The sequence below is a fragment of the Fretibacterium sp. OH1220_COT-178 genome (assembly GCF_003860125.1).
GTDB lineage: Bacteria > Synergistota > Synergistia > Synergistales > Aminobacteriaceae > CAJPSE01.
Window position 1 is genome coordinate 29,656 of sequence record NZ_RQYL01000021.1, and the last position, 21,523, is coordinate 51,178.

Here is a 21,523-nt window from a genome sequence, read left to right on the forward strand (position 1 = left end):
GGAGGTGTGCGAGGTGAAGAAAGTTTTTGGGCTGCATGCGACAATGCTGGCGGTACTCTCTCTCTTTTTGGCCTCTGCGGGATGGGCCGGAGAGCCCATTCGCGTCGGGGTGGTCCTTCCGACCTCCGGCCCCATCGCCTATGACGGCGGGCTGGCTCTGAACGGCATCAAGATGGCGGTGGACGAGATCAACTCCGCGGGGGGCGTCCTGGGTTCTCCCATCGAGCTCTTCGTCGAGGACAGTGCCGGAGTCCCCGCCACTGCGGTGGCCGCCATGGAAAAGCTGGTCGGAATGCAGAAAGTCGTGGCCGTGATCGGCGACTTCGGCAGTTCCTGCACGCTCGCGATGATGGACGTGGCGCAGCGGGCCCAAATCCCTCTCATCACGCCCGTCTCCCTCGCCCCCAAGATCACGGAGATGGGGAACATCTGGATGTTCCGCGGCTGCGACAACTCCGCCATGATCGCCAAGGCCTTCACGAAGTGGGCCGTGCAGGAAAAGAAGATCGACAAGTGGGCTTACATCGCCATCAACACGGACTACGGCCGTGGATCCGTCGACGCGTTCAACAAGGATCTGGAGAAGCTGGGGGCCAAGGTCGTGTTCACGGAGTACTTCAACCAGGGGGAGACCGACTATTATCCGATCGTCACCCGGCTCGCTGCCAGTGACGCCAACGGCCTCTGCCTCTTCGGCGAGACGGTGGACCTCTCACGGGTCGTCGCCCAGTACCACGAGATGGGGCTCGAGGACAAGATGCTCATCATGGACCCGACCAGCGGGACCTTCAACGCCAAGTTCCTGGAGCTCGCCAAGGAGAACGCGGATGGCATCGTGGGGGCCACGCGCTTTGCCGCGGCCATCCCCACCCCCGAGGCGCAAAAGTTTGTCTCCGACTACAGGGGCCGCTACGGCTTCGATCCCGAAAAGTACGCTCAGGCAGGCTACGACTGTACCCGAATGATCGCCCAGTCCATCGACAAGGCTCAAGCCGCGGACCCCGCAAAGATCCGCGACGCCCTGGCCGGGATCCAGTATGAGGGACCGCAGGGAAAGGCCCATTTCGACGACAAGAACCAGCTGATCATCAGCGAGTACATCGTCATGTTCCGGGACGGCAAACTGGAGATCGTCGCAGGGCCGATCTCGACGGAGGATTAGAGGACGGGGACGCAACGACCCTCCGGAAAAGAGGATTTTTCTCATGATGACGGTTTTTTTTCAGCAGATGCTGAACGGCGTCATTCAGGGCTGCATCTATGCCCTGATCGCCCTGGGGCTCTCCCTGATCTTCGGTATCCTGGAGATGGCCAACTTCGCCCATGGTGAATTCTACATGCTTGGGGCGTTCATGGCTCTTTTCTCCGTGCAGTTTCTTCACGTCCCCTTCTTCGTCGCCATGCTCATCGCCATGGGGGGCATGACGCTGTTCGGCATCCTGATCGAGCGCAGCGTCTTCCGTCCCATCGTAGGCAAGCCGCTGATCAACAGCATGTTGCTCTCGTTCGGCCTGTCGACGGCATTGGCGAATGCGGCCCTCTTCTTCTTCGGTGCGGACCCGCAGAAGATCGAGTCGGGCCTGGCCCGAATCCGCTTTCGGACGTTCGGGCTCCACATCACCGGGGAGCGCCTTGCGATCCTCGTCCTGAGCATCGTGCTGGTCCTTTTGCTCGCCTGGTTCATCCAGTACACGAGGACGGGCAAATCGATGCGGGCCATCGCCCAGGACAGGGTGGCGGCACAGCTCGCCGGGATCAACGTGGGCCGCATCTACGCCATCACCTTCGCGGTCGCGGGAGCCCTCGCCGCCGCAGCCGGAACCATGGTCGGCGCCATGTTCTTCGTCTCTCCCGAGATGGGGCTCTCCGTGGTCCTGAAGTCCTTCGTGATCGTCATCCTGGGAGGCTTCGGCAACATCAGGGGCGTCATCTTCGCCGCCATCCTCATCGGACTTCTGGAAAGCCTGGGGGGCGGCTACATCAGCTACGCCTATAAAGACGCCTATCCCTTCCTGCTGCTGGTCGTGCTCTTCATCCTCAGGCCGCAGGGGCTGACGGGAGGTGGACGGTCATGAGGACTCCCCTGCCGCGTACGGCGGCCTTTCTGGCACTGATCGCCGCCCTCTGCGCCCTGCCTCGTCTGTTCGCGATGGATTATTACCTGCACATCTTCGTGATGTCCGAAATCTATGCGGTCCTGTCGCTCTCCCTCGCCCTGATCGTGGGCTTCTCCGGCCAGGTTTCCATGGGCCACGCCGCCTTCTACGGCATGGGCGCCTACACCGCGGCCCTCGCCAGTACGCGCCTCGGGCTATCCTTCTGGTGGACGTTCTGGCTGGGCGGCCTTTTCGCAGGGGTGATCTCGTACCTCCTGGGCATCCTGGTGCTGCGCCTCAGAGGCCATGTTCTGGCCATCACGACGGCCTTCTTCGGACTGCTGGTCACCGTGGTCCTGAACAACTGGATCCCCGTAACCAACGGCCCCATGGGAATCGCAGGGATACCGCGCCCCACTCCCCTCACCCTGCCGGGCGTTACCCTTGTCTTCGAATCGCGCACTCACTATTACTACCTGGGGCTGGTGATGGTCCTCGGCGTCGTGTGCTTTCTCCGGCGCATAGTCAACTCGCGTCTGGGAGACTCCATGATCGCCGTACGGGAGAACGAGGAGCTGGCCCTGTCGATCGGGGTCGACTCCATGCGGACCAAGGTTCTGGCCTTCACGATAGGCGGAACGCTCGCCGGCATGGCGGGGGCCTTCTACGCCCATTACATCCTCTTCGTCAGCCCGGTGACCTTCACCATCAACGAGTCCATCAACCTGCTGGTCATGATCATCTTCGGCGGCATGAACACTCTGGCAGGTCCCATCTTCGGAGCCGTCTGCCTGACCATCCTCCCCGAATTCCTTCGGGTGGCGGGCTCGCTTCGCCTCGTCATCTACGGCATCGCACTGATGTTCTTCATCATCCGCCTTCCGTCGGGAGTCTGGGGGTCGTTGAAACCCCTGCTGATCTCCCGTCTCTCCAAGCCGGACGAAGAGCTGCCGGCGTAACCGTACGTCCGTTTCCCAAAAGTGCGGGGCGCCCCCGGTCCGGGGGCGCCCCGTATCTCGCCGATACCGCGTGCGCTACGCGATCGTGACCTCCTTGGTCAGATACACGTCCTGCACGGCGTTGATGATCTGGACGCCCTCCTTCATCGGGCGCTGGAAAGCCTTGCGGCCCAGGATCAGCCCCATGCCGCCCGCGCGCTTGTTGACCACCGCGGTGCGCACGGCCTCCGCCATGTCGGTCTCGCCGCCCGACGCCCCGCCGGAGTTGATCAGTCCCGCCCGGCCGGCGTAGCAGCTCAGAACCTGATAGCGCGTCAGGTCGATGGGGTGGTCCGTCGTCAGCTTCTCGTAGACGAGCTTCGAGGTCTTCCCGAAGGACAGCGTCGTGTAGCCGCCGTTGTTCTCGGGCAGCTTCTGCTTGATGATGTCCGCCTCGATCGTGACGCCCAGGTGGTTGGCCTGGCCCGTCAGGTCCGCGGAGACGTGGAAATCCTTCTCCTTGGTCTTGAACGCGGAGTTGCGCAGGTAACACCAGAGGATGGTCGCCATCCCCAGCTCGTGGGCATGGTGGAACGCCTCGGAGACCTCCTGGATCTGGCGCGTGGACTCGTCGCTGCCGAAGTAGATCGTCGCGCCCACGGCGACGGCGCCCATGTTCCAGGCCTGCTCCACGGACGCGAACGGAACCTGGTCCGCCTTGTTGGGATAGGAGAGCAGCTCGTTGTGGTTGAGCTTCAGAACGAACGGGATCTTGTGCGCGTAGCGGCGCGCGACCGCCCCCAGAACGCCCAGCGTGCTGGCCACGGCGCTGCACCCCGCCTCGATGGCGAGCTTCACGATGTTCTCGGGGTCGAAGTAGATCGGGTTCGGGGCGAACGAGGCCCCTGCGGAGTGCTCGATCCCCTGATCCACGGGCAGGATGGAGATGTACCCCGTGTTCGCCAGACGCCCATGCCCAAACAGCGCCTGCAGCGAGCGCAGGACGGGGACCGGACGGTCCGAGACCGACCAGACGCGGTCCACGAAGTCAGGCCCCGGAAGGGACAACATCCCGGCGTCCACCGTCTTGCACGCGTGCCCCAGCAGAAACTCCGCGTCCTTGCCCAAAAGCTTTTCGATCTTTTCCATTTCCCTGCTCATAACCCTACCTCCTTCGAAACAAGCCCGATCTTCTCTCCCCGGAGGAGCAAAGCGCCCTTCCGAAGGAGCGTCCCGTCACGACTCCATCCCGAAGATACCACATTATCCGGATGGCGTCATGCCGCAATCACATGAAAGTCCTGCGCGCCTCGATCAGGATCAGGACCCCTGAGACCACCAGGGTGCTCCCCATCATGAGGGCGACGGACACGCCGCCCACGAAGGGGGAGGCGGCCATGGCGAAGGCGCAGAGCACCAGAAGCAGGCCGTTCAGGAGCATCCACCACCATCTCCTGAGCCCCAGGGACCGGAGCCGGAAGGAGGTCGCGACGCGGACCAGGCCGGTGAAGCAGAGCCAGGCGGCCACGAGCATGGGGATCATAAAGGCGGTGAGCCCGATGCGCGTCAGCATCACGACGCCGATCACCAGGTCCAGCAGCCCCTGGAGCATCATCCAGCGCGGACACATGGGGTCCCCGCGCAGGGAGAAACAGGGGACCAGGTGGTTGAGCCCCGCGACGACGAAGCCGATCCCCAGGAAAAAAGCCAGAGACATCAGAGCCTCCACGGGATAGGTCATCGCCCAGAGCCCCAGCACGACAAGGAGCCCGCCGGTGAAGTAGAGCGTCCAGCGCATCGTCTTCATGGAGTCCAAATTCCCCACATCCTCTCGTTCGGTTTGCGGCCCCCTCCGCGCCTCGGGAACCCCGGCCGGAAAAGCCGCATTTCTATTCTACACTCCCCGCCCGCCGGTGCCGCGAATGGAGAGAGAAAATCCGCCGTTCTCCGCATGACATGCGCTATAATCTTGCCGTGCCGCCGCACTTCGGCAAATTCGTTCGAGAGGGGTTTTGTGCATGTCGGTGATCATGAGCTTCTTCGTCGTGCTCCTCATCCTGGCCATCGGAGACATCGTCTCCACGAAAACGAAGGCCTTCGTCCCGTCCGTCTTCGTCGCCGCTCTGCTGTTCGTCCTGGGGTTCTGGTACGGCTGGTTCCCGCTGGACGTCGTGGAGAAGGCGGGCATGACCGGACCCATCGTCTCGATATCCATGTACGTGATCATCGTCCACATGGGCACGCTGATGAGCATCCGCGAGCTCTGCGCCGAGTGGAAGACCATCGCCATCGCCGCAGCCGCCCTGGCCGGCATGGTGGGCATCCTCGTCACGGTGGGGCGTATGCTCATCGGCTGGGACGCCGTCGCCATCGGCACGCCGCCCCTCTCCGGAGGACTGGTCGCCGCGATCATGATGGCCGAGGCCGCCACCAAGAAGGGGCTGCCGGCTCTCGCGGTGCTGGGGACCGTCATCTACGTCGTCCAGGGCTTCGTCGGCTATCCTCTGACCGCGCTCTGCCTGAAGTTCGAGGGCAAACGCCTGCTCCACCTCCGAAAGACCGACCCCGAGGCGCTGCCCCACGCGACCGCATCCGCCGGCGCGACGCAGCGCAAGGGCCTTCTGCCCCCGCTGCCCGACAAGTATCAGACGACCTTCACGCACCTGGCGACGATCGCCCTGGTGGCGTGCGTCTCCGACTACGCCGCGGCCGCCTTCAAAAGCTGGCTGATCGGCATGAACCCCGCTTACGGGGCCTACGCGCTGCACCCGCTGGTGGTCTGCCTGATCTTCGGCGCAATCGCCGCGGAACTGGGGATCGTCGAGCGCCGTCCGTTGATCAAGGCAGGGTCCTTCGGCTTCATGCTGACGGCGATCATGGGCTTCATCATGGGCATGCTGAACAAGGCCACGCCCGAGATGATGACCGAGATCCTGTTCCCTCTGGCCGTCGTCGTGGTCGTCGGAGTCTCGGGCCTCCTGATCGGCGCGTTCCTGATGGGCAAGCTGCTGGGCTACACCGGCCCGATGGCCATGGCGCTCTCCCTCACCGCGCTCTACGGCTTCCCGCCCAACTACATCCTGACGGACGAGGCCTCGAAGGCCCTGGCGGAGAACAAGGAGGAGTACGACTTCCTAATGGACCAGATGCTGCCCAAGATGCTGGTGGGCGGGTTCGTCACGGTGACGATCACCTCCGTCATCCTGGCCGGGATCTTCATCAATTTGTTGTAGCTCCAAGCTTCCGCACATGAAAACGGGCCTCACGCTTCCAGCGTGGGGCCCGTTTTCATGTGCTTCGCATAACAAAAAACACTAAAAAATCAAAATTAAAACCATACAGAATTAACCATCGAATTGTTTTCCTTTCCTTACTTCTTACTGATGTGATACTTGGTTTCATGTCACGCTGAAGGTTCCTCAACCTGACTGTTTCAGGAGAAACCAAAAAAACTTGTCTGAAATTATCTTCAAACATCTTGACTATTTATTTTAAAAAGTGCATTATGCTTAAAGCCTTACCTGTTAAAAACATGTCGAGCCATTCACGGTCATGTTTTAGGCAACCTAAAACTTGTCTGTTTTTTGGGGGGGTGAAGGAGGGCATTCGCTTGAGCAAATATCGATCTTTTAAAGAAAAGATTCTGCTTGAGATGAGCAACCTACAGGCATACACAAAAATGCCTTCACGCCCTGCGCTCAGCCGAAAATACAATCTTTCCCGTGCAACTGTAGATAAGGCTTTTCGAGAACTCGTTGCCGATGGCCTCCTCTATACGGTCAAAGGAAGCGGTACTTTTATTGCTCCTGATGCCTCTGGCGGCAAGCTAAGCAATAAAGGGGGGGTTGCTAACTGGGGAGTAATCGTTCCCAATATCATGTATGACATCTGTCCCGTTTTTCTGCGCGGTATTGAAGATTACACGCAGCAATACGATATCAACATCATCATTTGCAATACGGACAACGATGTCCTCAAAGAACGGGACCACCTGATGCGTTTGGCAAGATCAGGCATCGCAGGGGTGATTATTATCCCTGCAATTTCAGGACTCAATGAGCCCTCTGGCTTTCAGGAGCTCAAAACCCGGCGGATTCCCTTCGTCTTCTGCAATCGCGGGCTGGACTCGATGGGAGAGACGCCTTTGATCACCTCCAATGACTTTTATGGTGGGTATATCGCCACTAAGCATCTTATTGAAAGAGGTTATCGCAACATCGGTTTTATTTCCCGATACCGTTACCGCACCAGCATGAATCGCTTTTACGGCTACGCAGCCGCCCTGCAGGAATCCTGCTTGCCGATCAATCGTTCCATCATCAGCACACAGAACAATGGGACGGATAGCACTCTTATGGATATTATCGTCAAGATGCTCACAGCCGATGAGCCGCCGGATGCTTTTTTCTGCCATAACGATGAAATTGCCTGTTGCACCTATAATGCAGTGCTTGCCGTCGGCAAAAGGGTCTCGAAAGATGTGGGCATTGTCGGATACGACAACACAACCGTTTGCGAGACATTGGACACAAAACTTACCTCGGTCTCGTTTAAAAGCTATGAAATTGGCAGTAAAGCAGCACAGATTTTACAAAATATGATCCTTGGGCGGCCACTTGCCGGCGCGAATGTTTTTATGTTCCAACCGGAGTTGGTCGATCGGTCCAGTAGTTTGGGGCCAGGCACCCTTCCCGTCTGACGGCGTAATTTGCGTTGGCGTGTGTAGGCTTATTATGGCGATGTTATGACAAGGAGGCGTTCGGAATGAAAAAAGTGCTGGTTCTTATCCTGATTGTCGTTTTTGCATTTGTGCTTGGGAACGGCAACGAGCAGTTCGCCAATAAGGCTTTTGCCGATACTCCGTCGAGCAACCTGACAAAAGTGCTTGAAAAAGGTGTTCTTGTCGTGGGCTGCTCCCCTGTCATCGAAGGCGTTTGCTTTCAGGATCCTCAGTCCGGTGAGTTCATTGGAATGATCCCCGATCTGATCAACGGCTACGCAAACTCGCTGGGCATCAAAATTCGCTGGGAACCACTGGAATGGTCGACATTGATCGCTGCGGCCAACACTGGTAAAGTGGATATGATCGCCGCTCATATGACGATGACGATTCAGCGCACCGCAAACATAACCTTCTCCGCTCCATGGATCACAGACTGTTCCATGGCTTGCGTTCGTACCGATTCTCCATTCAAAACCCTGGCGGACTTGAACCATCCCGACGTGAAAATCGGATCCGGAGAAGGCAGCTCCTACAACGAGCTCATTCCGCAGCTCTTCCCCAAGGCCCAGCTCGTCATCCTTCCCACCACGGCCTGGCAGGACGCGCTCAAGACGGGGCGTATCGACGCGATGTACGACGACAGCATCTCTTTTCCCGGCCCTATCGCCCGCAGTAAGGGAAAGCTGCGCCTGATCAACGAACGCCAAGGAGCATTTCTGTATGGCTTTGGCGTTCCGCTTGGTGACACCATCTTTAAGGATTCCCTGGACGTATACCTGGCTACCATCAAAACTGACGGGACCTATGGCAACATCTACAAAAAATGGTTTGGTCTCGATTGGAGCCCCAATGCCTATGGATCCAGCTTTTAGCTCATTCGGGCTGAGGTCAAATTTTTGCAGGCCTTTCAAGCCCTCACCCCCTCGATAACTCGGAGCTATAGCCGCTTGGGGAATCCAGGGCAATCCCTGCCCTCAGGCCGAACCTGAGGGCAGCGGAATGCTTTTTTTTCGCGCAAGGCAAAACGGCACGAGGTCCACGGATACATTGCCGCTTGCAGCGTGATTGACGCCAATGAGACCGCCGTCCCGGGGAAAGCGTGTATCGAGGCCGACGAATGGATGGGGAAACGATCTCTACGATCGAGCTCGTGTCGGGACGGAGGAACATCCTTTTGGCTTGGTGGCCGATCTCCGGATGGTCAATGTCGTATTTCAAGGTCACCTTATCTTCGGCGTTTGGCCGACAGGTAAGCTATCCTGCTCGGGGAGGAAAAACGCTTCGATGTCGTTCAAACTTTACGTTTTGGAAGCAACACTCCCACAGTTCATAGCCGGTACACTGGTTACGCTGCAATACACACTCGTTGCAGTCGTCCTCGCCATCATATGGGGAATCCTGATTGGCTCGCTCACCTACAAACGGATTCCTGTCCTGAGCCGCCTCTGTCGCTGGTATGTGACATTCTTTCGTGAAACACCACTCCTGGTGCAAATATACGTCATTTTTTACGGGCTTCCCCAGTTGAACCTGCTGCTCTCGGCCGCGACCTGCGGCGTCATGGCGCTTGTACTCAATGACGGAGCGTTTATCGCCGAAATCATCCGCGGCGGGCTGCAAAGCATTGAGACCGGGCAGTTGGATGCGGCCGCCAGCTTGGGGTTCAGCCCCTTGCAGACCTGGCAGTACTTTCTTCTTCCTCAAGCCTGGAAAAAAGTGACCGAGTCGATCATCGGCATGATTTCCATCATCCTCAAAGACACATCTCTACTCGCCCTGATCACGATTGTCGAGCTGACCGCCGTGGCACAAAAGGTCAATGCGCAGCGTTTCGAACCGACCACAGCATTCCTCACGGCAGGAACTCTGTATTTATTGATGTTTCTTTGCCTCGAAGGGATCAAAAAGCTTGTCATGAGGAGGCGGCGGTATGAGCCTACAGGATCATGAGACCGCAATTGTAGCCCTACTTCGCTTCGGCCTACCGCAAACGCTGAAGCTGATTGGCGTCTGTGTGATCCTTGCACTTGCCATCGGCATCGCCTTGGGGATCATCCGCAGTTTCCGCATTCCGGTCGTCGATCATATTCTTGGGGCCTATGCCATGATTTGCCGCGGCGTTCCCGTCATGGTCATCCTTCTGTTCGTATATTCCTCTCTGTTCCTCGGCACTCCCTACTGGACCGCCGTAGCCACATTGACCTTCTCCGAAAGCGCCTATGTCATGGAGATCGTCAAAGGCGGGCTGTGGTCCATCGACAAGGGGCAATGGGAGGCCGCAGACTCTCTTGCATTGCCCAAAACCTATACCCTGTTTAAAATCATCATCCCGCAGGTGTTTCTGATTACCCTACCCGCCCTGTTCGGCCAACTCGTCCTGCTGGTCAAAGGAACGTCTGTCGCATCGACAGTAGGTGTCATCGAACTGACGAAGCAGGGACAATTTTTGCTTTCGAGCTACTCTCAACCCATCGTGATCTATGGCTATGTGCTGCTTATCTTTTTTATCCTGTGTCATACGCTGACCTCGATCAGCGACAGGCTCGAAAAAAATATACGGCGCAAGATTCTTGGAGAAGGCCATGAATGACAAAAACGGCAACGTGATCCTCAAACTGGAGCACCTGGTAAAAAAATTCGGCAACCACTTGGTTCTGGACGATGTTTCTCTTGATGTGTGCGAGCACGACATCATCGTGCTGTGCGGACCCAGTGGAGGAGGCAAGAGCACACTGATCCGTACCATCAACGGGCTTGAAAACCTGGACAGCGGTTCCATTATCTATCGCGGTACCCCCGTTACGCCCAAGACCGTCCACAAAATACGGCGTCATATTGGCATGGTTTTTCAGCAATTCAATCTTTTTAAAAATTTAACGGTTCACGATAACTTGGCCATTGCCCCGGTCAAGGTACTCAAACGGGACAAGAAAACCGTACGACAAAAAATGGAGGAGTATCTGGATATTTTCGGCATCGAAGATAAAATCGGCCATTATCCTCATCAACTGTCCGGCGGACAGAAGCAACGCGTCGCCATTGTCCGTTCGCTGCTTATGGATCCGGACATCATGCTCTTCGACGAACCCACCAGCGCCCTTGACCCCGAGATGATCAAGGAAGTCCTCGACGCCATGCGTCGTCTCTCATCCATGGGGATGACCATGATCGTCGTCACGCACGAGATGGGCTTCGCCAAGGAAGTGGCCAATCGCGTGTGCTTCCTGGACAATGCCCGGATTCAGGTCAACGAGGAAACGGAGGTATTTTTCAACAACAGCACCAATCCCAGACTCCAACAATTCCTTTCAATGATCCTGGATCACTGAAAGGCACTGTCGATTCAAAAACCGTTTTCTCTCTGCCAAGGAGGAAATCACGATGATTACGAGCCCGCTGCTTACTGCAGATGTATTGACCAAGCCGATGATCAATGTCGTATCGTTTCTCAAGCGGATGCGCCTCGAAAGCGATTCGGAACTGATAGACCTCTCGGTCGGCAATCCGGATCTGCCCCCCCATGCATCCGTCATCGACGAACTCATCAAGTGCTCCCAACGCGAGGATATCCATGGGTATGGCAACTTTGATGGTCAGCCGGTGCTGCTTGAAAATATTCAGCGTTATTACCGCAAGCGTTACCAAGCGGAAGTCGCGAAAAATCAGATTCATGTCATCCGAGGAGTGCGGAACCTGCTGTTTTCTATAGCCTATATCTTTGTGGCTCCGGGGGAAACCGTCCTCATCCCGAGCATCGGCTATCAATCCTATTACCTGGCCACCTTGTTCAATCATGCCGAACCCTACCTTGTTCCTATGCAGCCGGAAGCCAATTACGTTCCGGAAGTTTGGACGCTTCCCGAAGACGTGCTTGCACGCGCAAAACTTTTATACCTCAACTACCCCAACAATCCCACCGGGAGCCAGATCACCAGGGAACAGCTCACCCGTATCGTGGAGGTCTGTCGCAAGTACGGCATCCTGCTCTGTTACGACAACGCCTACAATGAAATCGTTTTTGACGGTCTTTCGCCTATCAGTCTTTTTGAAATCCCCGGTGCATGGGAAATCGGAATCGAGATCACGTCCATGTCCAAGCTGACGAGTCTTGCCGGCTGGCGTATCGCTTTTTGCGTCGCCAACGAATCCATCATCAACTATATCTGGAACTACAATGCTGTAACCGACAGTGCCGTATACGACGGCTTTCAGATTGCCGGGGCAAAGGCCTTGGCCCACGTGATCGAGCATGACGACGGCAAGCGCCTTGCGTCCATCTATCGAAAGCGGCGCGACATCGTTATGTCAGGCTTTGATACTGCTGGCATCACCTACTACAAGCCTCAAGGCGGGTTTTATATGTGGTTGAATGTGCCGGAGGGGAAGACCGATATGGATTTTGCCGCAGAGATCTGCCGCAAAGCCCAAGTGCTTTTGACCCCCGGCTCCTACTATGGAGAGAGCGGCGCTCATAATGTCCGCCTATCCCTCACCGCCAGCGAGGATCGGCTTCAGACCGCAGCGGATCGCATTGCCGGTTTGATTTAGGGCGGATTTTTCAAGGGAGAACAATCCAACATGACAGATAAAAATCGTTTTCGGGGTGTTATTCCTGCATTGATCACTTGTTTCGACAGCAAGGGGTCTTTTGACGAAAAACGTATGCGCCTGGTCGTACGCGACCTCCTGGCACAAAACGTGCAAGGATTGTATCTGACGGGCAGCACGGGTGAAGCCTTCCTGATGACGCTGGAAGAGCGCAAGCGGGTCGTAGAGGTCGTCGCCGATGAAACCGCCGGCCGTGTCCCTCTGATCGTTCACGTGGGAGCCATCTCAACCCGGCACAGCACCGAACTGGCCTTACACGCCAAAGATGTGGGCGTCGACGCGATCTCGTCTGTTCCACCATTTTACTGGAAATTTTCTGAGAAAGAGATTTTCTCCTATTACGAGACACTCTGCAGTTCCGTCGACCTGCCCGTGGTCGTGTACAACGTCCCCTTGGCAGGGCTCATGAGCCTCTCGTTTATCGAGCAGCTTTACAAGATCCCCAACGTCTGCGGCGTCAAATACACGGCTACGACACATTATGAGATTGCACTGCTCAAGAATACTTTGGGGCCGGATTTTTTGGTGTTCTCCGGCTGCGACGAGATGGCCATCTCCGGTCTGCTGTTCGGTGCAGACGGCCTCATAGGCTCTTTCTACAACCTCATGCCCGAGGTCTTCCTGGACATCTATCGTCTGCAGAGACAAGGCGACCTGCAGGCAGCGACACGACGCCAGCGCGAGGCCGATCTCATCATTCTAAAGGCTCTTGAATACAGCTATTATGCGGTGATCAAGCTCGGCATGAAATGGTCCGGCGTCGATGCCGGTTATTGCCGCGCCCCTTTCACCAATTACACCGACAAAGAAGAGATGTTCCTCCGGCAAACCTTCCGACTGTTGCGGGATACGAACCGTATTGTTGGCGTTCGTTTCCTGGACGCGCTATAGTGACAAAACTTTATGCCATGACGACAACTTTCGATAAAATTCGCGGCGGGTTGATTGTATCCTGCCAGGCCTTGCCCAATGAGCCCCTGCACTCGTCCTTTATTATGTCTCGCATGGCCCTCGCCGCTGAACGTGGCGGTGCCGTTGGTATTCGAGCGAACTCCGTCACAGATATCCTGGCCATCCGAGAGATAGTGAAGCTCCCCATCATAGGTATCATCAAAACCGTGTTCAAGGACAGTCCCGTATGCATCACCCCGACACAAGCACAGGTCAGTGCACTTGTAAAGACAGGTGTCGAGATCATCGCGATGGATGCCACGGACCGCATCCGTCCCGATGGACATACATTGAAAACTCTGTTTCCTGCGCTTCGATCAGCCTATCCGGAACAACTTTTTATGGCGGATTGCTCCTCCTTCGCAGATGCCGCCGAGGCTGAAAAGCTTGGCTTTGATTGTGTGGGAACTACGCTGGCCGGCTATACCGATGCCACCCGTGGCAGTCCTATCCCGGACTTCACACTGCTCCATCAGCTATGCCAGAAACTTTCGGTGCCGGTGATCGCCGAAGGCGGTATCCGCACACCTGAAGAACTTCGTCAAGCCATCGACATGGGTGCCTGGTGCGCCGTCGTCGGCGGCGCTATTACCAGGCCCATGGAGATCACACAGCGCTTCGTTGCGGCACTTAGAGGCAATCGATGTCCATCTTGACCCTGGATATCGGCGCAACGGCAGTAAAATATGGTCTTTTTGACCCCAATGGCATTCTGTTTAAGCAAGGAGATTTTCCCACGCAAGCCCAAAACGGCGCACATTCACTTTTTGTACGACTCACCGCCTGGATCCAAAATTTGCCTGAGACGATATCCGCCATTGGAGTAAGCACATGCGGTCAGGTAGATCCATCGACAGGAAACATCATGTATGCGACAGACAACCTGCCAGGATACACGGGGATGCAGGTTCGGTCCTATCTGGAAGAGACGTTCTCTGTTCCCGTAGCAGTCGAGAACGATGCCAACGCCGCAGCAATCGGTGAGGCGTATTTTGGTTCTGCCAGAGGAATGCCCGATTTTCTTTGCATTACGTATGGCACCGGCATAGGAGGCGCCATCATATCGGATAACAGCATTTATCGTGGAAAGAACGGCTCCGCCGGCGAGTTTGGACATATCATCACTCATGCAGGCGGCCTTCCCTGTACCTGCGGAGGAAAGGGTTGCTATGAAACATACGCTTCCGTGAACGCTCTCTGCCGTCGCGTACGCGCTGTCACGGGGCAAACGCTCAGCAGCCACGAGATCATGATGCGCATTCAGGAAGACTCCATTGCAAATGCTTTGAAAGACTGGGTTTACGAGGTCGCCATTGGTCTTTCCAGTCTTATTCATGCCCTCAATCCTTACTGTATCATACTCGGCGGGGGTATTATGGAAAACCCTCGGCTGCTTCACCTCCTTCGAAAAGAAACCTTGGAACTTGTCATGCCTAACTTTCGAGGCACACTTATCTTTGGAGCGGCCCTTGGCAATCAGGCGGCCCTTTACGGTATGTTCCACTTTTTGAGGGATTCCGTCACAAAAGGCGATCCGTAATCAACTCTCCTCCGCCTCGGGGTGGATGACGCAGCTGATGCGCAGGCCCAGGCGTTCGTTCAGCAGGGCCTCCAGGCGGTGCGTCATGGCATGGACGTCCCGCAGCCGCATCTCCGGGTCGCACTGCACGTGGAAGTCCGCGTAGATCAGGTCCCCCGAACGCCGGGAGCGAACCTTGTGCACGCCCCGGACGTCGGGGTCCGTCCGCACGACCTCCGCGATCCGCTGCGGGTCGATCGCGATGTGGTCCGTCAGCTCGTCCGAGGCCTCCCGGAAGATCGCGTAGGCCGCCTTGAATATGACCAGCGCGATGACCAGAGAGACCGCAGAGTCCACCCAGAGCGGCGCCCCCAGAAAGGTGATCAGGGCCAGGGAGACCAGCACGCCGCAGGTGACGTAGACGTCGGACAGGGTGTGCCGCGCATCCGACCGCAGGATGGCCGAGGAAAGCCGCTTCCCGGCCCGATCCTCCAGCCGGGCGACGACGACGTTGAAGACCAGCGTCGCCGCCACCACCGCGAACTCGCCGCGCGAGGGCACGCGAAAATCGGGCTCGAAAAGGTTGCGGACGCTCTGCACCAGGATCGTGATACCCAGGTAGACCAGCAGCGCCACGATCGCGAGGCTCGCCAGGGTCTCGTATCGGGAGTGCCCGTAGGCGTGCCCCTCGTCGCAGGGCCGCCCGGCGGCCTCCACCCCGACGAGCCCGATGACGTTCGAAAAGCCGTCGGTGAGCGAATGGTAGCCGTCCGCCAGCACGGACTGCAGGTTCGTCATCAGCCCGACGGCGATCTTCGCCACCGAGACCAGCAGGTTGCAGAACAGCACCGCCAGGAGAACCCGCTGGACCCGCCCCCTCTTCTCGCTTGCCTCGCCCCTGCTCATCGGTCAGCGCGCCAGCGTATCCAGGGCAAGAGCGGCGAGGCCGGCGACCCCCATGGAGAACCCCGACTCGTCGGCGTAAAAGTCCGGGGAGTGCAGGGGATGGGCCGTTCGCCCCTCCGCCCCGACCCCGAGCCGGAAGTGCGCGCCGGGCACGTGCTCCAGGAAGAGCGCGAAGTCCTCGCCCCCCATGGAGGGCTCGGGCAGAGTCCTGACGCGGTCGGGCCCGAACAGATCCTTAAAGGTCCCGACCATGCGGTCGAACAGCGCGTCGTCGTTCACCACCGGCGGCAGGCCTTCCGAGGTCTCCAGGACCGCCGAGCCGCGCAGCGTCGCCGCCGTCCCCTCGACGATCCGGCGGGCGGACTCCAGGATGCGGGTCCCCACGTCCTTCGCGAGGGCGCGCACCGTGCCGTCGATCACGACCTCCTCGGGGATGATGTTCCCGGCCGTGCCGCCGTGGATCTGCCCCAGGGTCAGGACCCCGGTCTCGAGCGGGGGGAGCTCACGGGCCACCACCGACTGGAGCGAGCAGACGATGTGCCCGGCGATCAGGATCGGGTCGATGCAGCGGTGCGGATGGGCCGCATGGCCCTGCCGGCCCGTGATGCGGATGCGGATGGACTGCGCCCCGGCCAGGACGGCCCCGCGGCGGATGCCGACGGTCCCCGCCGGCAGGTCGGGCCAGACGTGCAGCGCGAAGACGGCGTCCATTTTGGGTTCGTCCAGGGCCCCGTCGGCGATCATCCGCGCCGCACCGCCCGCCCCCTCCTCGCCGGGCTGAAAGATCAGCTTGACCGTCCCCGAGAACGCGTCCCGCATGCCGTGCAGCAGCTCGGCGGCGCCCAGCAGGCAGGCCGTATGGACGTCGTGCCCGCAGGCATGCGCCCGTCCGGGAACGGTCGAGCGGAACGGCAGATCGCCGCGCTCCTCCACCGGCAACGCGTCCATGTCCGCCCTCAGCCCCACGCACCGGTCCCCCGGACGCCCCTCGATGCGGGCGACGACCCCCGTCCCGGCGCAGCGGCGAACGTCCGCAACGCCGATCTCCGCGAGCGCCCGCTCCACGAAGGCGGCCGTCCCCTCGGTCTCCATGCCCAGTTCGGGGTGCGCGTGGATGTGCCTGCGCCACGCCTTCACCTTTTCCTCGAGCCGACGCGCCCGTTCCAATACCTCCGCCATCGAAATCCCTCCTCCGCGGGAGAGCCGGTGCGAACACACCGCCCCCCGCAAGCTCTCTAAAGTATAACGCCGGCCGGGGGTATTCTGCCCCGGCCGGCGCACAACTCTTTATGGAATCCGGATCCTCTCAGCGCTCCAGAACGACCCGGTACCCTCCGTCGCGCGGCTCCTTCCTCACGCGCCAGCCCTTGTTCTCCGCGAACCGGGCGACGTTGTCGCGCGAGGTCGCCGTGTCCACCAGAACCTCGACACAGCCCGACTCCAGGCCGGACAGCGCCTTTTTCGTCTCCATCACGGGCTGCGGACAGGAGAGCCCGGAGGCGTTCACCGTAATGCGCTCGCTCATGACCAACACCTCCTCAGGCCTAGGCCGAGCGGGTCCGACAGGCGAACCCGACGGCCAGACAGAACACGAGCCCGACGATCGTCGCCGGGATCCCCGCGGGCCCGACGCCCGCCCCGCTGCTCGCCGTGGAGAAGTTGTGGGCCAGCGCCGCGCCGGTCAGCATCCCCAGGACGAACACGGCGGCGTCCCCGTCGCCCTCGCCCGTCATGATGAGCTGGCGGCCCGGGCAGCCGCCCGCCAGCGTGAAGGCCAGGCCGGAGAGCACCATGCCCATGAAGTTCCAGAGCGACTGGGTATGGGCCACGGGCTGCTTCTCGAAGCCGGGATGGAAGTAGCCCAGCGCGTAGCTCGCGGCGAAGGCGGCCAGGGTGAAGGCGACGATGCCCTTGAACAGGTGCCCGTCCCCCATCATGAGGAGGTCCCGCAGGGCCCCGACGGTGCAGAAGCGGCTGCGCTGCGCCAGCCAGCCCACGAGAAGCCCCGCCGCCAGCGAGACGAGCAGGGGCGCGTGCTGCGCTCCCGGCCCCTTCTCGGAGAAGAAGATGGGGCCCGTCCCCTCCGGCCCGAACAGGGGCTTGAGGACGACCAGGGCCAGCAGCACCAGGGCGATGAACGGCATGACCAGGCCCGACGCCCTCGGGCTGCGCTCGGCGGCGCCGAGGCTGAAGCCGTTCCAGAGGAAGGCGATGCCCATCAGGACCCCGACGATCAGGCCCCCGATGCCGTAAAGGGCGTTCCAGTCCCCGCCCGCGAGGCGCAGATAGGCCCTCCAGGGGCACCCCAGAAAGACCAGCGCGCCGAACATGGCGCACACGCCGAGAAAGAAGCGCACCACGGGCGAGGAGCCGCTGCGCGGCGCGTACTCGCCGAAGGCGAGGGCCGAGAGGAACGAGCCCAGGATGAACGCCGGGATCTCCGGCCTCAGGTACTGCACCACGGCCGCGCGGTGCAGGCCCAGCGCGCCCGCGATGTCCCGCGTGAAGCAGGCCACGCAGAACCCCATGTTGCCGGGGTTGCCCAGCCTGACGAGCAGGACGGCGACGAGCCCCAGAATTCCGCCCGTCACCCAGGGCCCGTGGCGGGACGTCAACAACCTATCCATGTCGAAATCGACCTCCATTCAAATCAAAAGGGAAGCGGCGGCGGCAGGACTCGCCCCCAAAAGGCAGGGCCGCCGCACACGAAAAGGACGCAGGGGCAAACGGTCGAGCGGAGAGCGACGCCCTCCGTCAAGGCCGCGTCAGACGGCATCCGAACATCAGGTCATGCGGGCCACCTCCCCTGCACAGCTTCGCTCCATTCCCGTTCGAAACGGCCATTCCCGACAGGACCGGCAAACGCGCCTCAATTGTATCAGGTCTTAGACGCGCCGGGGGCGGAGCCCGGCGCGGCCCGCGTTATTTTTACCGAGCTTCGGCCCCGCAGGATTCCCTTGTCCCCGGCGGATCCGGCGTTAAAATGGATGTGCGAAGGGTCAGCCCGTTCCTCAGCTCCAAAGGACCTTTCGCGGTTCTCTCTTCATCGGTAGATAACTCACAGTTCCGTTTCGAAAGGGGTTTTTTCAATGGAAGTTTTTTCTATGAAGAAGGTCGTAAGGAATTTCAAAGTCATGGCGGTCCTGCTGGCTGCGGCGGCATTCTCTTTCTCCGCCGGGGCGGGGTATGCCGCGCAGGTGACGCCCGAGGCCGGGAAGGCCAAGGCTGAGCCGCAGCTGGCGTTCTCCACCATCACACACCAGGAGGAGGCCTTCGAGGCCTCCATCCAGGTGCCGATCCTTCGCGGCACGGGCAACGCCGAGCTGGAAAAGCGGCTGAACGAACGGTTCCTCGAGGACGCCGTCGCCGTCTACAGGAGCTTCGTTCTCAGGATGGGCGAGATGAAGAACATGGGGGCCGGCTACTTTTCCATAGCGACCGCCAGCAGGATTGCGGCGCACGGGAACGGCCTCTTGTCCCTGGAGCATCGGGTCACCGAGACGATGGCCTCGTCCGGGACCCTCGTCCGTTTCGACAACATCGACCTCGGGACCGGCCGGGAGATCGCGCTTTCGGACCTGTTCAAGGACGACCGCTACACCAAGCCCCTCACCAAGATCGTCAAGTCCCTCATGAAAGAGGAGATGAAAAAGGACAAGGCGACGGCCTACTTCCTGGAGGAGGTCCCCGAGGTCCGGAAGGATCAGCCCTTCTACATCGAGGACGGCAAGCTCGTCCTGGTCTTCGACCAGGGGACCGTGGCGCCCTATTCCATGGGAGCCCGCTCCTTCGTCATCCCCACGAAGCCGATCAAGGGCCTGCTGGCCCCCTCGCAGAGCTACCTGAAATAGCGTACATCAAAGCCAGGGAGGGGCCCCGGCTGCGGGACCCCTCCTTACTTTCTTTCCATGCGGCAGCCCCGGCAAGGAAGCCGGATCTGCCCCGATTTTCCGCAAAACGGCTACAGCCCGCCCTTGTAGACCTTCAGGCCCGCATAGAGCAGCCCGACGACCGCCAGCCCAATGAGCAGCACCTTCACCAGGGCGGGAATGGCCTGGACGACAAGGGAAACCACCACCAGGGCGATGGCCCCCAGCACGACCAAAGTCATGATCGACATTCCGCAAACATCCCCCTTCGTTTGAGATCGCTCGATGCATCGGATCCATTTTAGCCCGACCGGGCTCCCCTCGAAAGCGTACTCCTGCGGTCCTCTCTATCCCTCGGCCGCCACCGCCGGCGTCCGGGCCGTGCGCAGGCCGCGCCACAGGGCCACCAAAAGGATCGGCGCGACGATCAGGGGGGCCGACATCATACCGACCCAGGCGTAGCCCTTGGCGATCAGGGGGATCAGCCCGTAGCTGGCGACGCACCAGGAGGCCGCGACGTAGACGGCCGAGGCGGCGACGTCCACCCTACGGGACGCGGGCGCTCCGGTGCGCTTGCTCCACCATGTGGTGATGCGGCGGGCGCTCCCGTAGATCAGGCCGACGCCGGTCGAGACCACGGCCAGCAGGATGATCCCGGAGACCAGCATCACGCCGAGCGCCCCTCCGCCTCCGTGCTGAGTGATGTACGTGATCGGGGCCTTCTCCGAGAGGATGACGGGATAGTGCAGCAGCGCCCCCACGCTGGCGAGGGTCAGCATTCCGGCGTTGACGCAGAAGCCCAGGGCCGTGGTCCGGTTGACCTCGCGCAAGGTCCTGAGCCCGTCCGCCACCGCCGTATAGGCCCCGACCAGCGAGCACTGGAGCGCCGCGTACTTGACGCTCTGCCACAGGGCGGCCCAGAACCCTCCGTTGGCCGAGGGCATCTCCCGAACCACCTGCAGGAGCCGCGGGAAATTGACGACCAGGTTGGCGCTGTAGATGATCAGCATCCCCGCGATGATCAGCAGGGACATGACCGTGGCGGCCCGACGCACCGTCCCGGAGCCCCAGATGGTGAGGGAGAGGATCAGGAGGGCCAGCCCCACGGTGCCCGCGTGGTAGGGCACGTGCGGCAGCATGTGGTTCAGCACCGTCCCGCCCGTCGCGAAGGCGACCCCCGTGGCGAGCAGAAGGATGATCAGGTACATGGCCTCGATCAGCATGGAGAAGACCGGCTCCAGGAAGCCCAGGGGTTCGAAGTAGCGGACGCTCCAGCTATGGTAGTCGTACGCCCCGTGCCGGACCGCGAACTGCCAGGCGCACCAGAGCACCAGCGCGATGATCCCCACCGACAGGATCGGCGTGAAGAGCGCGTACCACCCGTACTTCACGTAAAAATCGACCAGCTGCCTGCCGCTGGCGAACCCTCCGCCGAAATGGGTCGCAAACCACACGAACGCGACGGACCAACACGTACCCCACCTGGAACCCGAATCTCCCGACATCCCGATACCCCTTCCGTTCTCGGCGCGTCCCGGGCAATACCCCGCGCGCCCAAAATCTCCTGCAAATGCAAAAGGCCGGCACCCTTTCGGGTCCCGGCCTTGGAGTTCCTGCGACAACGGCGCCTAAACGCCGACCGCTCCCAAGGAGGACCCGCGAACAGAGTGCCGAATAATGATGACGAGGGCAAGAACACGGCAAACACCATGGAACATCGTTGCGAGAACCTCCTTTCGGGGACGCGGCTGCGCCCGCTTAATGGTGAAGTATTTTAAAGACCCGAAACAGTTCTGTCAAGCCCCGCCTCCGCTCAGTGTCGCCGGACTGTGATAATGTCATCCCTTAGCGGGACCGAGAGAATGTCCCCCCCTCAGGACAGGAGCCTCTTGGATAATGGAGGCATGAGGAAT

22 protein-coding genes are annotated in these 21,523 nt (G+C 59.9%); 14 read left to right on the plus strand and 8 right to left on the minus strand.

The features are described 5' to 3' along the window. Positions 1 to 13 precede the first annotated feature (13 nt). The 3 genes from EII26_RS09235 to EII26_RS09245 are packed head-to-tail and all read left to right on the plus strand — an operon-like array spanning position 14 to position 3,055. Positions 14 to 1,162 (plus strand): ABC transporter substrate-binding protein, encoded by a 1,149-nt coding sequence (locus EII26_RS09235; RefSeq protein ID WP_124888869.1) that lies wholly within the window; start codon positions 14 to 16, stop codon positions 1,160 to 1,162. Positions 1,163 to 1,205: 43 nt separating this feature from the next. Beyond that, a complete protein-coding gene (locus tag EII26_RS09240; protein WP_124888870.1) occupies positions 1,206 to 2,075 on the plus strand; it encodes a branched-chain amino acid ABC transporter permease in 870 nt (289 codons plus the stop codon). Next, positions 2,072 to 3,055 carry a branched-chain amino acid ABC transporter permease gene (locus EII26_RS09245; RefSeq protein ID WP_124888871.1) on the plus strand — a complete coding sequence of 328 codons (984 nt, stop codon included), beginning with the start codon at positions 2,072 to 2,074 and terminating at the stop codon, positions 3,053 to 3,055. The genes EII26_RS09240 and EII26_RS09245 overlap by 4 nt, the downstream gene beginning before the upstream one ends. 75 nt (positions 3,056 to 3,130) lie before the next feature. On the opposite strand, the gene EII26_RS09250 is transcribed toward EII26_RS09245, so the two are convergent. Both EII26_RS09250 and EII26_RS09255 read right to left on the minus strand, forming a co-directional pair. After that, positions 3,131 to 4,195 (minus strand): class I fructose-bisphosphate aldolase, encoded by a 1,065-nt coding sequence (locus EII26_RS09250; protein WP_124888872.1) that lies wholly within the window; start codon positions 4,193 to 4,195, stop codon positions 3,131 to 3,133. A 127-nt stretch (positions 4,196 to 4,322) separates the two neighbouring features. After that, positions 4,323 to 4,841 carry an HdeD family acid-resistance protein gene (locus EII26_RS09255; RefSeq protein WP_158612239.1) on the minus strand — a complete coding sequence of 173 codons (519 nt, stop codon included), beginning with the start codon at positions 4,839 to 4,841 and terminating at the stop codon, positions 4,323 to 4,325. Positions 4,842 to 5,052: 211 nt separating this feature from the next. On the opposite strand from EII26_RS09255, the gene EII26_RS09260 reads away from it, so the two are divergent. The 10 genes from EII26_RS09260 to EII26_RS09305 all read left to right on the plus strand — a co-directional run bounded on the left by EII26_RS09260 (position 5,053) and on the right by EII26_RS09305 (position 14,856). Continuing rightward, positions 5,053 to 6,267: a hypothetical protein gene (locus tag EII26_RS09260; protein ID WP_124888874.1), complete on the plus strand. Its 1,215-nt coding sequence runs from the start codon at positions 5,053 to 5,055 to the stop codon at positions 6,265 to 6,267. A 377-nt stretch (positions 6,268 to 6,644) separates the two neighbouring features. After that, entirely contained in the window at positions 6,645 to 7,733 is a 1,089-nt protein-coding gene (locus EII26_RS09265; protein ID WP_158612240.1) for a GntR family transcriptional regulator, read from the plus strand. A 65-nt stretch (positions 7,734 to 7,798) separates the two neighbouring features. Continuing rightward, the gene (locus tag EII26_RS09270) at positions 7,799 to 8,629 is read left to right on the plus strand and encodes a substrate-binding periplasmic protein (protein ID WP_124888876.1); all 831 of its coding nucleotides are present in this window, start codon (positions 7,799 to 7,801) and stop codon (positions 8,627 to 8,629) included. A gap of 412 nt (positions 8,630 to 9,041) precedes the next feature. Continuing rightward, entirely contained in the window at positions 9,042 to 9,707 is a 666-nt protein-coding gene (locus EII26_RS09275; RefSeq protein WP_158612241.1) for an amino acid ABC transporter permease, read from the plus strand. Next, complete coding sequence (locus tag EII26_RS09280; RefSeq protein ID WP_124888878.1) at positions 9,688 to 10,347, plus strand: amino acid ABC transporter permease; 660 nt, start codon at positions 9,688 to 9,690, stop codon at positions 10,345 to 10,347. Before EII26_RS09275 ends, EII26_RS09280 begins: the two co-directional genes overlap by 20 nt. Next, entirely contained in the window at positions 10,340 to 11,086 is a 747-nt protein-coding gene (locus tag EII26_RS09285; protein ID WP_124888891.1) for an amino acid ABC transporter ATP-binding protein, read from the plus strand. The genes EII26_RS09280 and EII26_RS09285 overlap by 8 nt, the downstream gene beginning before the upstream one ends. Positions 11,087 to 11,138: 52 nt before the next feature. Beyond that, complete coding sequence (locus tag EII26_RS09290) at positions 11,139 to 12,305, plus strand: aminotransferase class I/II-fold pyridoxal phosphate-dependent enzyme (RefSeq protein WP_124888879.1); 1,167 nt, start codon at positions 11,139 to 11,141, stop codon at positions 12,303 to 12,305. A 30-nt stretch (positions 12,306 to 12,335) separates the two neighbouring features. After that, positions 12,336 to 13,256 (plus strand): dihydrodipicolinate synthase family protein, encoded by a 921-nt coding sequence (locus EII26_RS09295; RefSeq protein WP_124888880.1) that lies wholly within the window; start codon positions 12,336 to 12,338, stop codon positions 13,254 to 13,256. Then, on the plus strand, positions 13,256 to 13,972 hold the full coding sequence (locus tag EII26_RS09300; RefSeq protein WP_233572689.1) for an N-acetylmannosamine-6-phosphate 2-epimerase: 717 nt from the start codon (positions 13,256 to 13,258) through the stop codon (positions 13,970 to 13,972). The genes EII26_RS09295 and EII26_RS09300 overlap by 1 nt, the downstream gene beginning before the upstream one ends. Then, the gene (locus tag EII26_RS09305) at positions 13,969 to 14,856 is read left to right on the plus strand and encodes an ROK family protein (protein WP_233572690.1); all 888 of its coding nucleotides are present in this window, start codon (positions 13,969 to 13,971) and stop codon (positions 14,854 to 14,856) included. Before EII26_RS09300 ends, EII26_RS09305 begins: the two co-directional genes overlap by 4 nt. On the opposite strand, the gene EII26_RS09310 is transcribed toward EII26_RS09305, so the two are convergent. The 4 genes from EII26_RS09310 to yedE form a co-directional block, all read right to left on the minus strand. Next, a complete protein-coding gene (locus tag EII26_RS09310; RefSeq protein WP_124888882.1) occupies positions 14,857 to 15,741 on the minus strand; it encodes a cation diffusion facilitator family transporter in 885 nt (294 codons plus the stop codon). Positions 15,742 to 15,744: 3 nt separating this feature from the next. Continuing rightward, positions 15,745 to 16,920 (minus strand): M20 metallopeptidase family protein, encoded by a 1,176-nt coding sequence (locus tag EII26_RS09315; RefSeq protein WP_124888883.1) that lies wholly within the window; start codon positions 16,918 to 16,920, stop codon positions 15,745 to 15,747. Positions 16,921 to 17,047: 127 nt separating this feature from the next. Further along, positions 17,048 to 17,266 carry a sulfurtransferase TusA family protein gene (locus EII26_RS09320; protein ID WP_124888884.1) on the minus strand — a complete coding sequence of 73 codons (219 nt, stop codon included), beginning with the start codon at positions 17,264 to 17,266 and terminating at the stop codon, positions 17,048 to 17,050. A gap of 19 nt (positions 17,267 to 17,285) precedes the next feature. Continuing rightward, positions 17,286 to 18,368, minus strand: a complete 1,083-nt coding sequence (yedE, locus tag EII26_RS09325) for a YedE family putative selenium transporter (protein ID WP_124888885.1) — start codon at positions 18,366 to 18,368, stop codon at positions 17,286 to 17,288. Between the two features lie 477 nt (positions 18,369 to 18,845). Between yedE and EII26_RS09330 the strand changes: the two genes are divergently transcribed. After that, positions 18,846 to 19,592 carry an RsiV family protein gene (locus EII26_RS09330; RefSeq protein ID WP_158612242.1) on the plus strand — a complete coding sequence of 249 codons (747 nt, stop codon included), beginning with the start codon at positions 18,846 to 18,848 and terminating at the stop codon, positions 19,590 to 19,592. Positions 19,593 to 19,702: 110 nt separating this feature from the next. On the opposite strand, the gene EII26_RS13135 is transcribed toward EII26_RS09330, so the two are convergent. Together EII26_RS13135 and EII26_RS09335 are read right to left on the minus strand one after the other, a co-directional pair. Next, positions 19,703 to 19,852 carry a hypothetical protein gene (locus EII26_RS13135; RefSeq protein WP_158612243.1) on the minus strand — a complete coding sequence of 50 codons (150 nt, stop codon included), beginning with the start codon at positions 19,850 to 19,852 and terminating at the stop codon, positions 19,703 to 19,705. Between the two features lie 105 nt (positions 19,853 to 19,957). Next, positions 19,958 to 21,115, minus strand: a complete 1,158-nt coding sequence (locus tag EII26_RS09335) for a YkvI family membrane protein (protein ID WP_124888887.1) — start codon at positions 21,113 to 21,115, stop codon at positions 19,958 to 19,960. Positions 21,116 to 21,523 lie beyond the last annotated feature (408 nt).

What these genes read in the sequence shown, in the direction of transcription:
- EII26_RS09240 (WP_124888870.1), top strand. Translation starts at nt 1,206, where the DNA reads ATGATGACGGTTTTTTTTCAGCAGATGCTGAACGGCGTCATTCAGGGC.
- EII26_RS09245 (WP_124888871.1), top strand. Translation starts at nt 2,072, where the DNA reads ATGAGGACTCCCCTGCCGCGTACGGCGGCCTTTCTGGCACTGATCGCC.
- EII26_RS09250 (WP_124888872.1), bottom strand. Translation starts at nt 4,195, where the DNA reads ATGAGCAGGGAAATGGAAAAGATCGAAAAGCTTTTGGGCAAGGACGCG.
- EII26_RS09255 (WP_158612239.1), bottom strand. Translation starts at nt 4,841, where the DNA reads ATGAAGACGATGCGCTGGACGCTCTACTTCACCGGCGGGCTCCTTGTC.
- EII26_RS09260 (WP_124888874.1), top strand. Translation starts at nt 5,053, where the DNA reads ATGTCGGTGATCATGAGCTTCTTCGTCGTGCTCCTCATCCTGGCCATC.
- EII26_RS09270 (WP_124888876.1), top strand. Translation starts at nt 7,799, where the DNA reads ATGAAAAAAGTGCTGGTTCTTATCCTGATTGTCGTTTTTGCATTTGTG.
- EII26_RS09275 (WP_158612241.1), top strand. Translation starts at nt 9,042, where the DNA reads ATGTCGTTCAAACTTTACGTTTTGGAAGCAACACTCCCACAGTTCATA.
- EII26_RS09280 (WP_124888878.1), top strand. Translation starts at nt 9,688, where the DNA reads ATGAGCCTACAGGATCATGAGACCGCAATTGTAGCCCTACTTCGCTTC.
- EII26_RS09285 (WP_124888891.1), top strand. Translation starts at nt 10,340, where the DNA reads ATGAATGACAAAAACGGCAACGTGATCCTCAAACTGGAGCACCTGGTA.
- EII26_RS09290 (WP_124888879.1), top strand. Translation starts at nt 11,139, where the DNA reads ATGATTACGAGCCCGCTGCTTACTGCAGATGTATTGACCAAGCCGATG.
- EII26_RS09295 (WP_124888880.1), top strand. Translation starts at nt 12,336, where the DNA reads ATGACAGATAAAAATCGTTTTCGGGGTGTTATTCCTGCATTGATCACT.
- EII26_RS09310 (WP_124888882.1), bottom strand. Translation starts at nt 15,741, where the DNA reads ATGAGCAGGGGCGAGGCAAGCGAGAAGAGGGGGCGGGTCCAGCGGGTT.
- EII26_RS09315 (WP_124888883.1), bottom strand. Translation starts at nt 16,920, where the DNA reads ATGGCGGAGGTATTGGAACGGGCGCGTCGGCTCGAGGAAAAGGTGAAG.
- EII26_RS09320 (WP_124888884.1), bottom strand. Translation starts at nt 17,266, where the DNA reads ATGAGCGAGCGCATTACGGTGAACGCCTCCGGGCTCTCCTGTCCGCAG.
- yedE (WP_124888885.1), bottom strand. Translation starts at nt 18,368, where the DNA reads ATGGATAGGTTGTTGACGTCCCGCCACGGGCCCTGGGTGACGGGCGGA.
- EII26_RS09330 (WP_158612242.1), top strand. Translation starts at nt 18,846, where the DNA reads ATGAAGAAGGTCGTAAGGAATTTCAAAGTCATGGCGGTCCTGCTGGCT.
- EII26_RS13135 (WP_158612243.1), bottom strand. Translation starts at nt 19,852, where the DNA reads ATGACTTTGGTCGTGCTGGGGGCCATCGCCCTGGTGGTGGTTTCCCTT.
- EII26_RS09335 (WP_124888887.1), bottom strand. Translation starts at nt 21,115, where the DNA reads ATGTCGGGAGATTCGGGTTCCAGGTGGGGTACGTGTTGGTCCGTCGCG.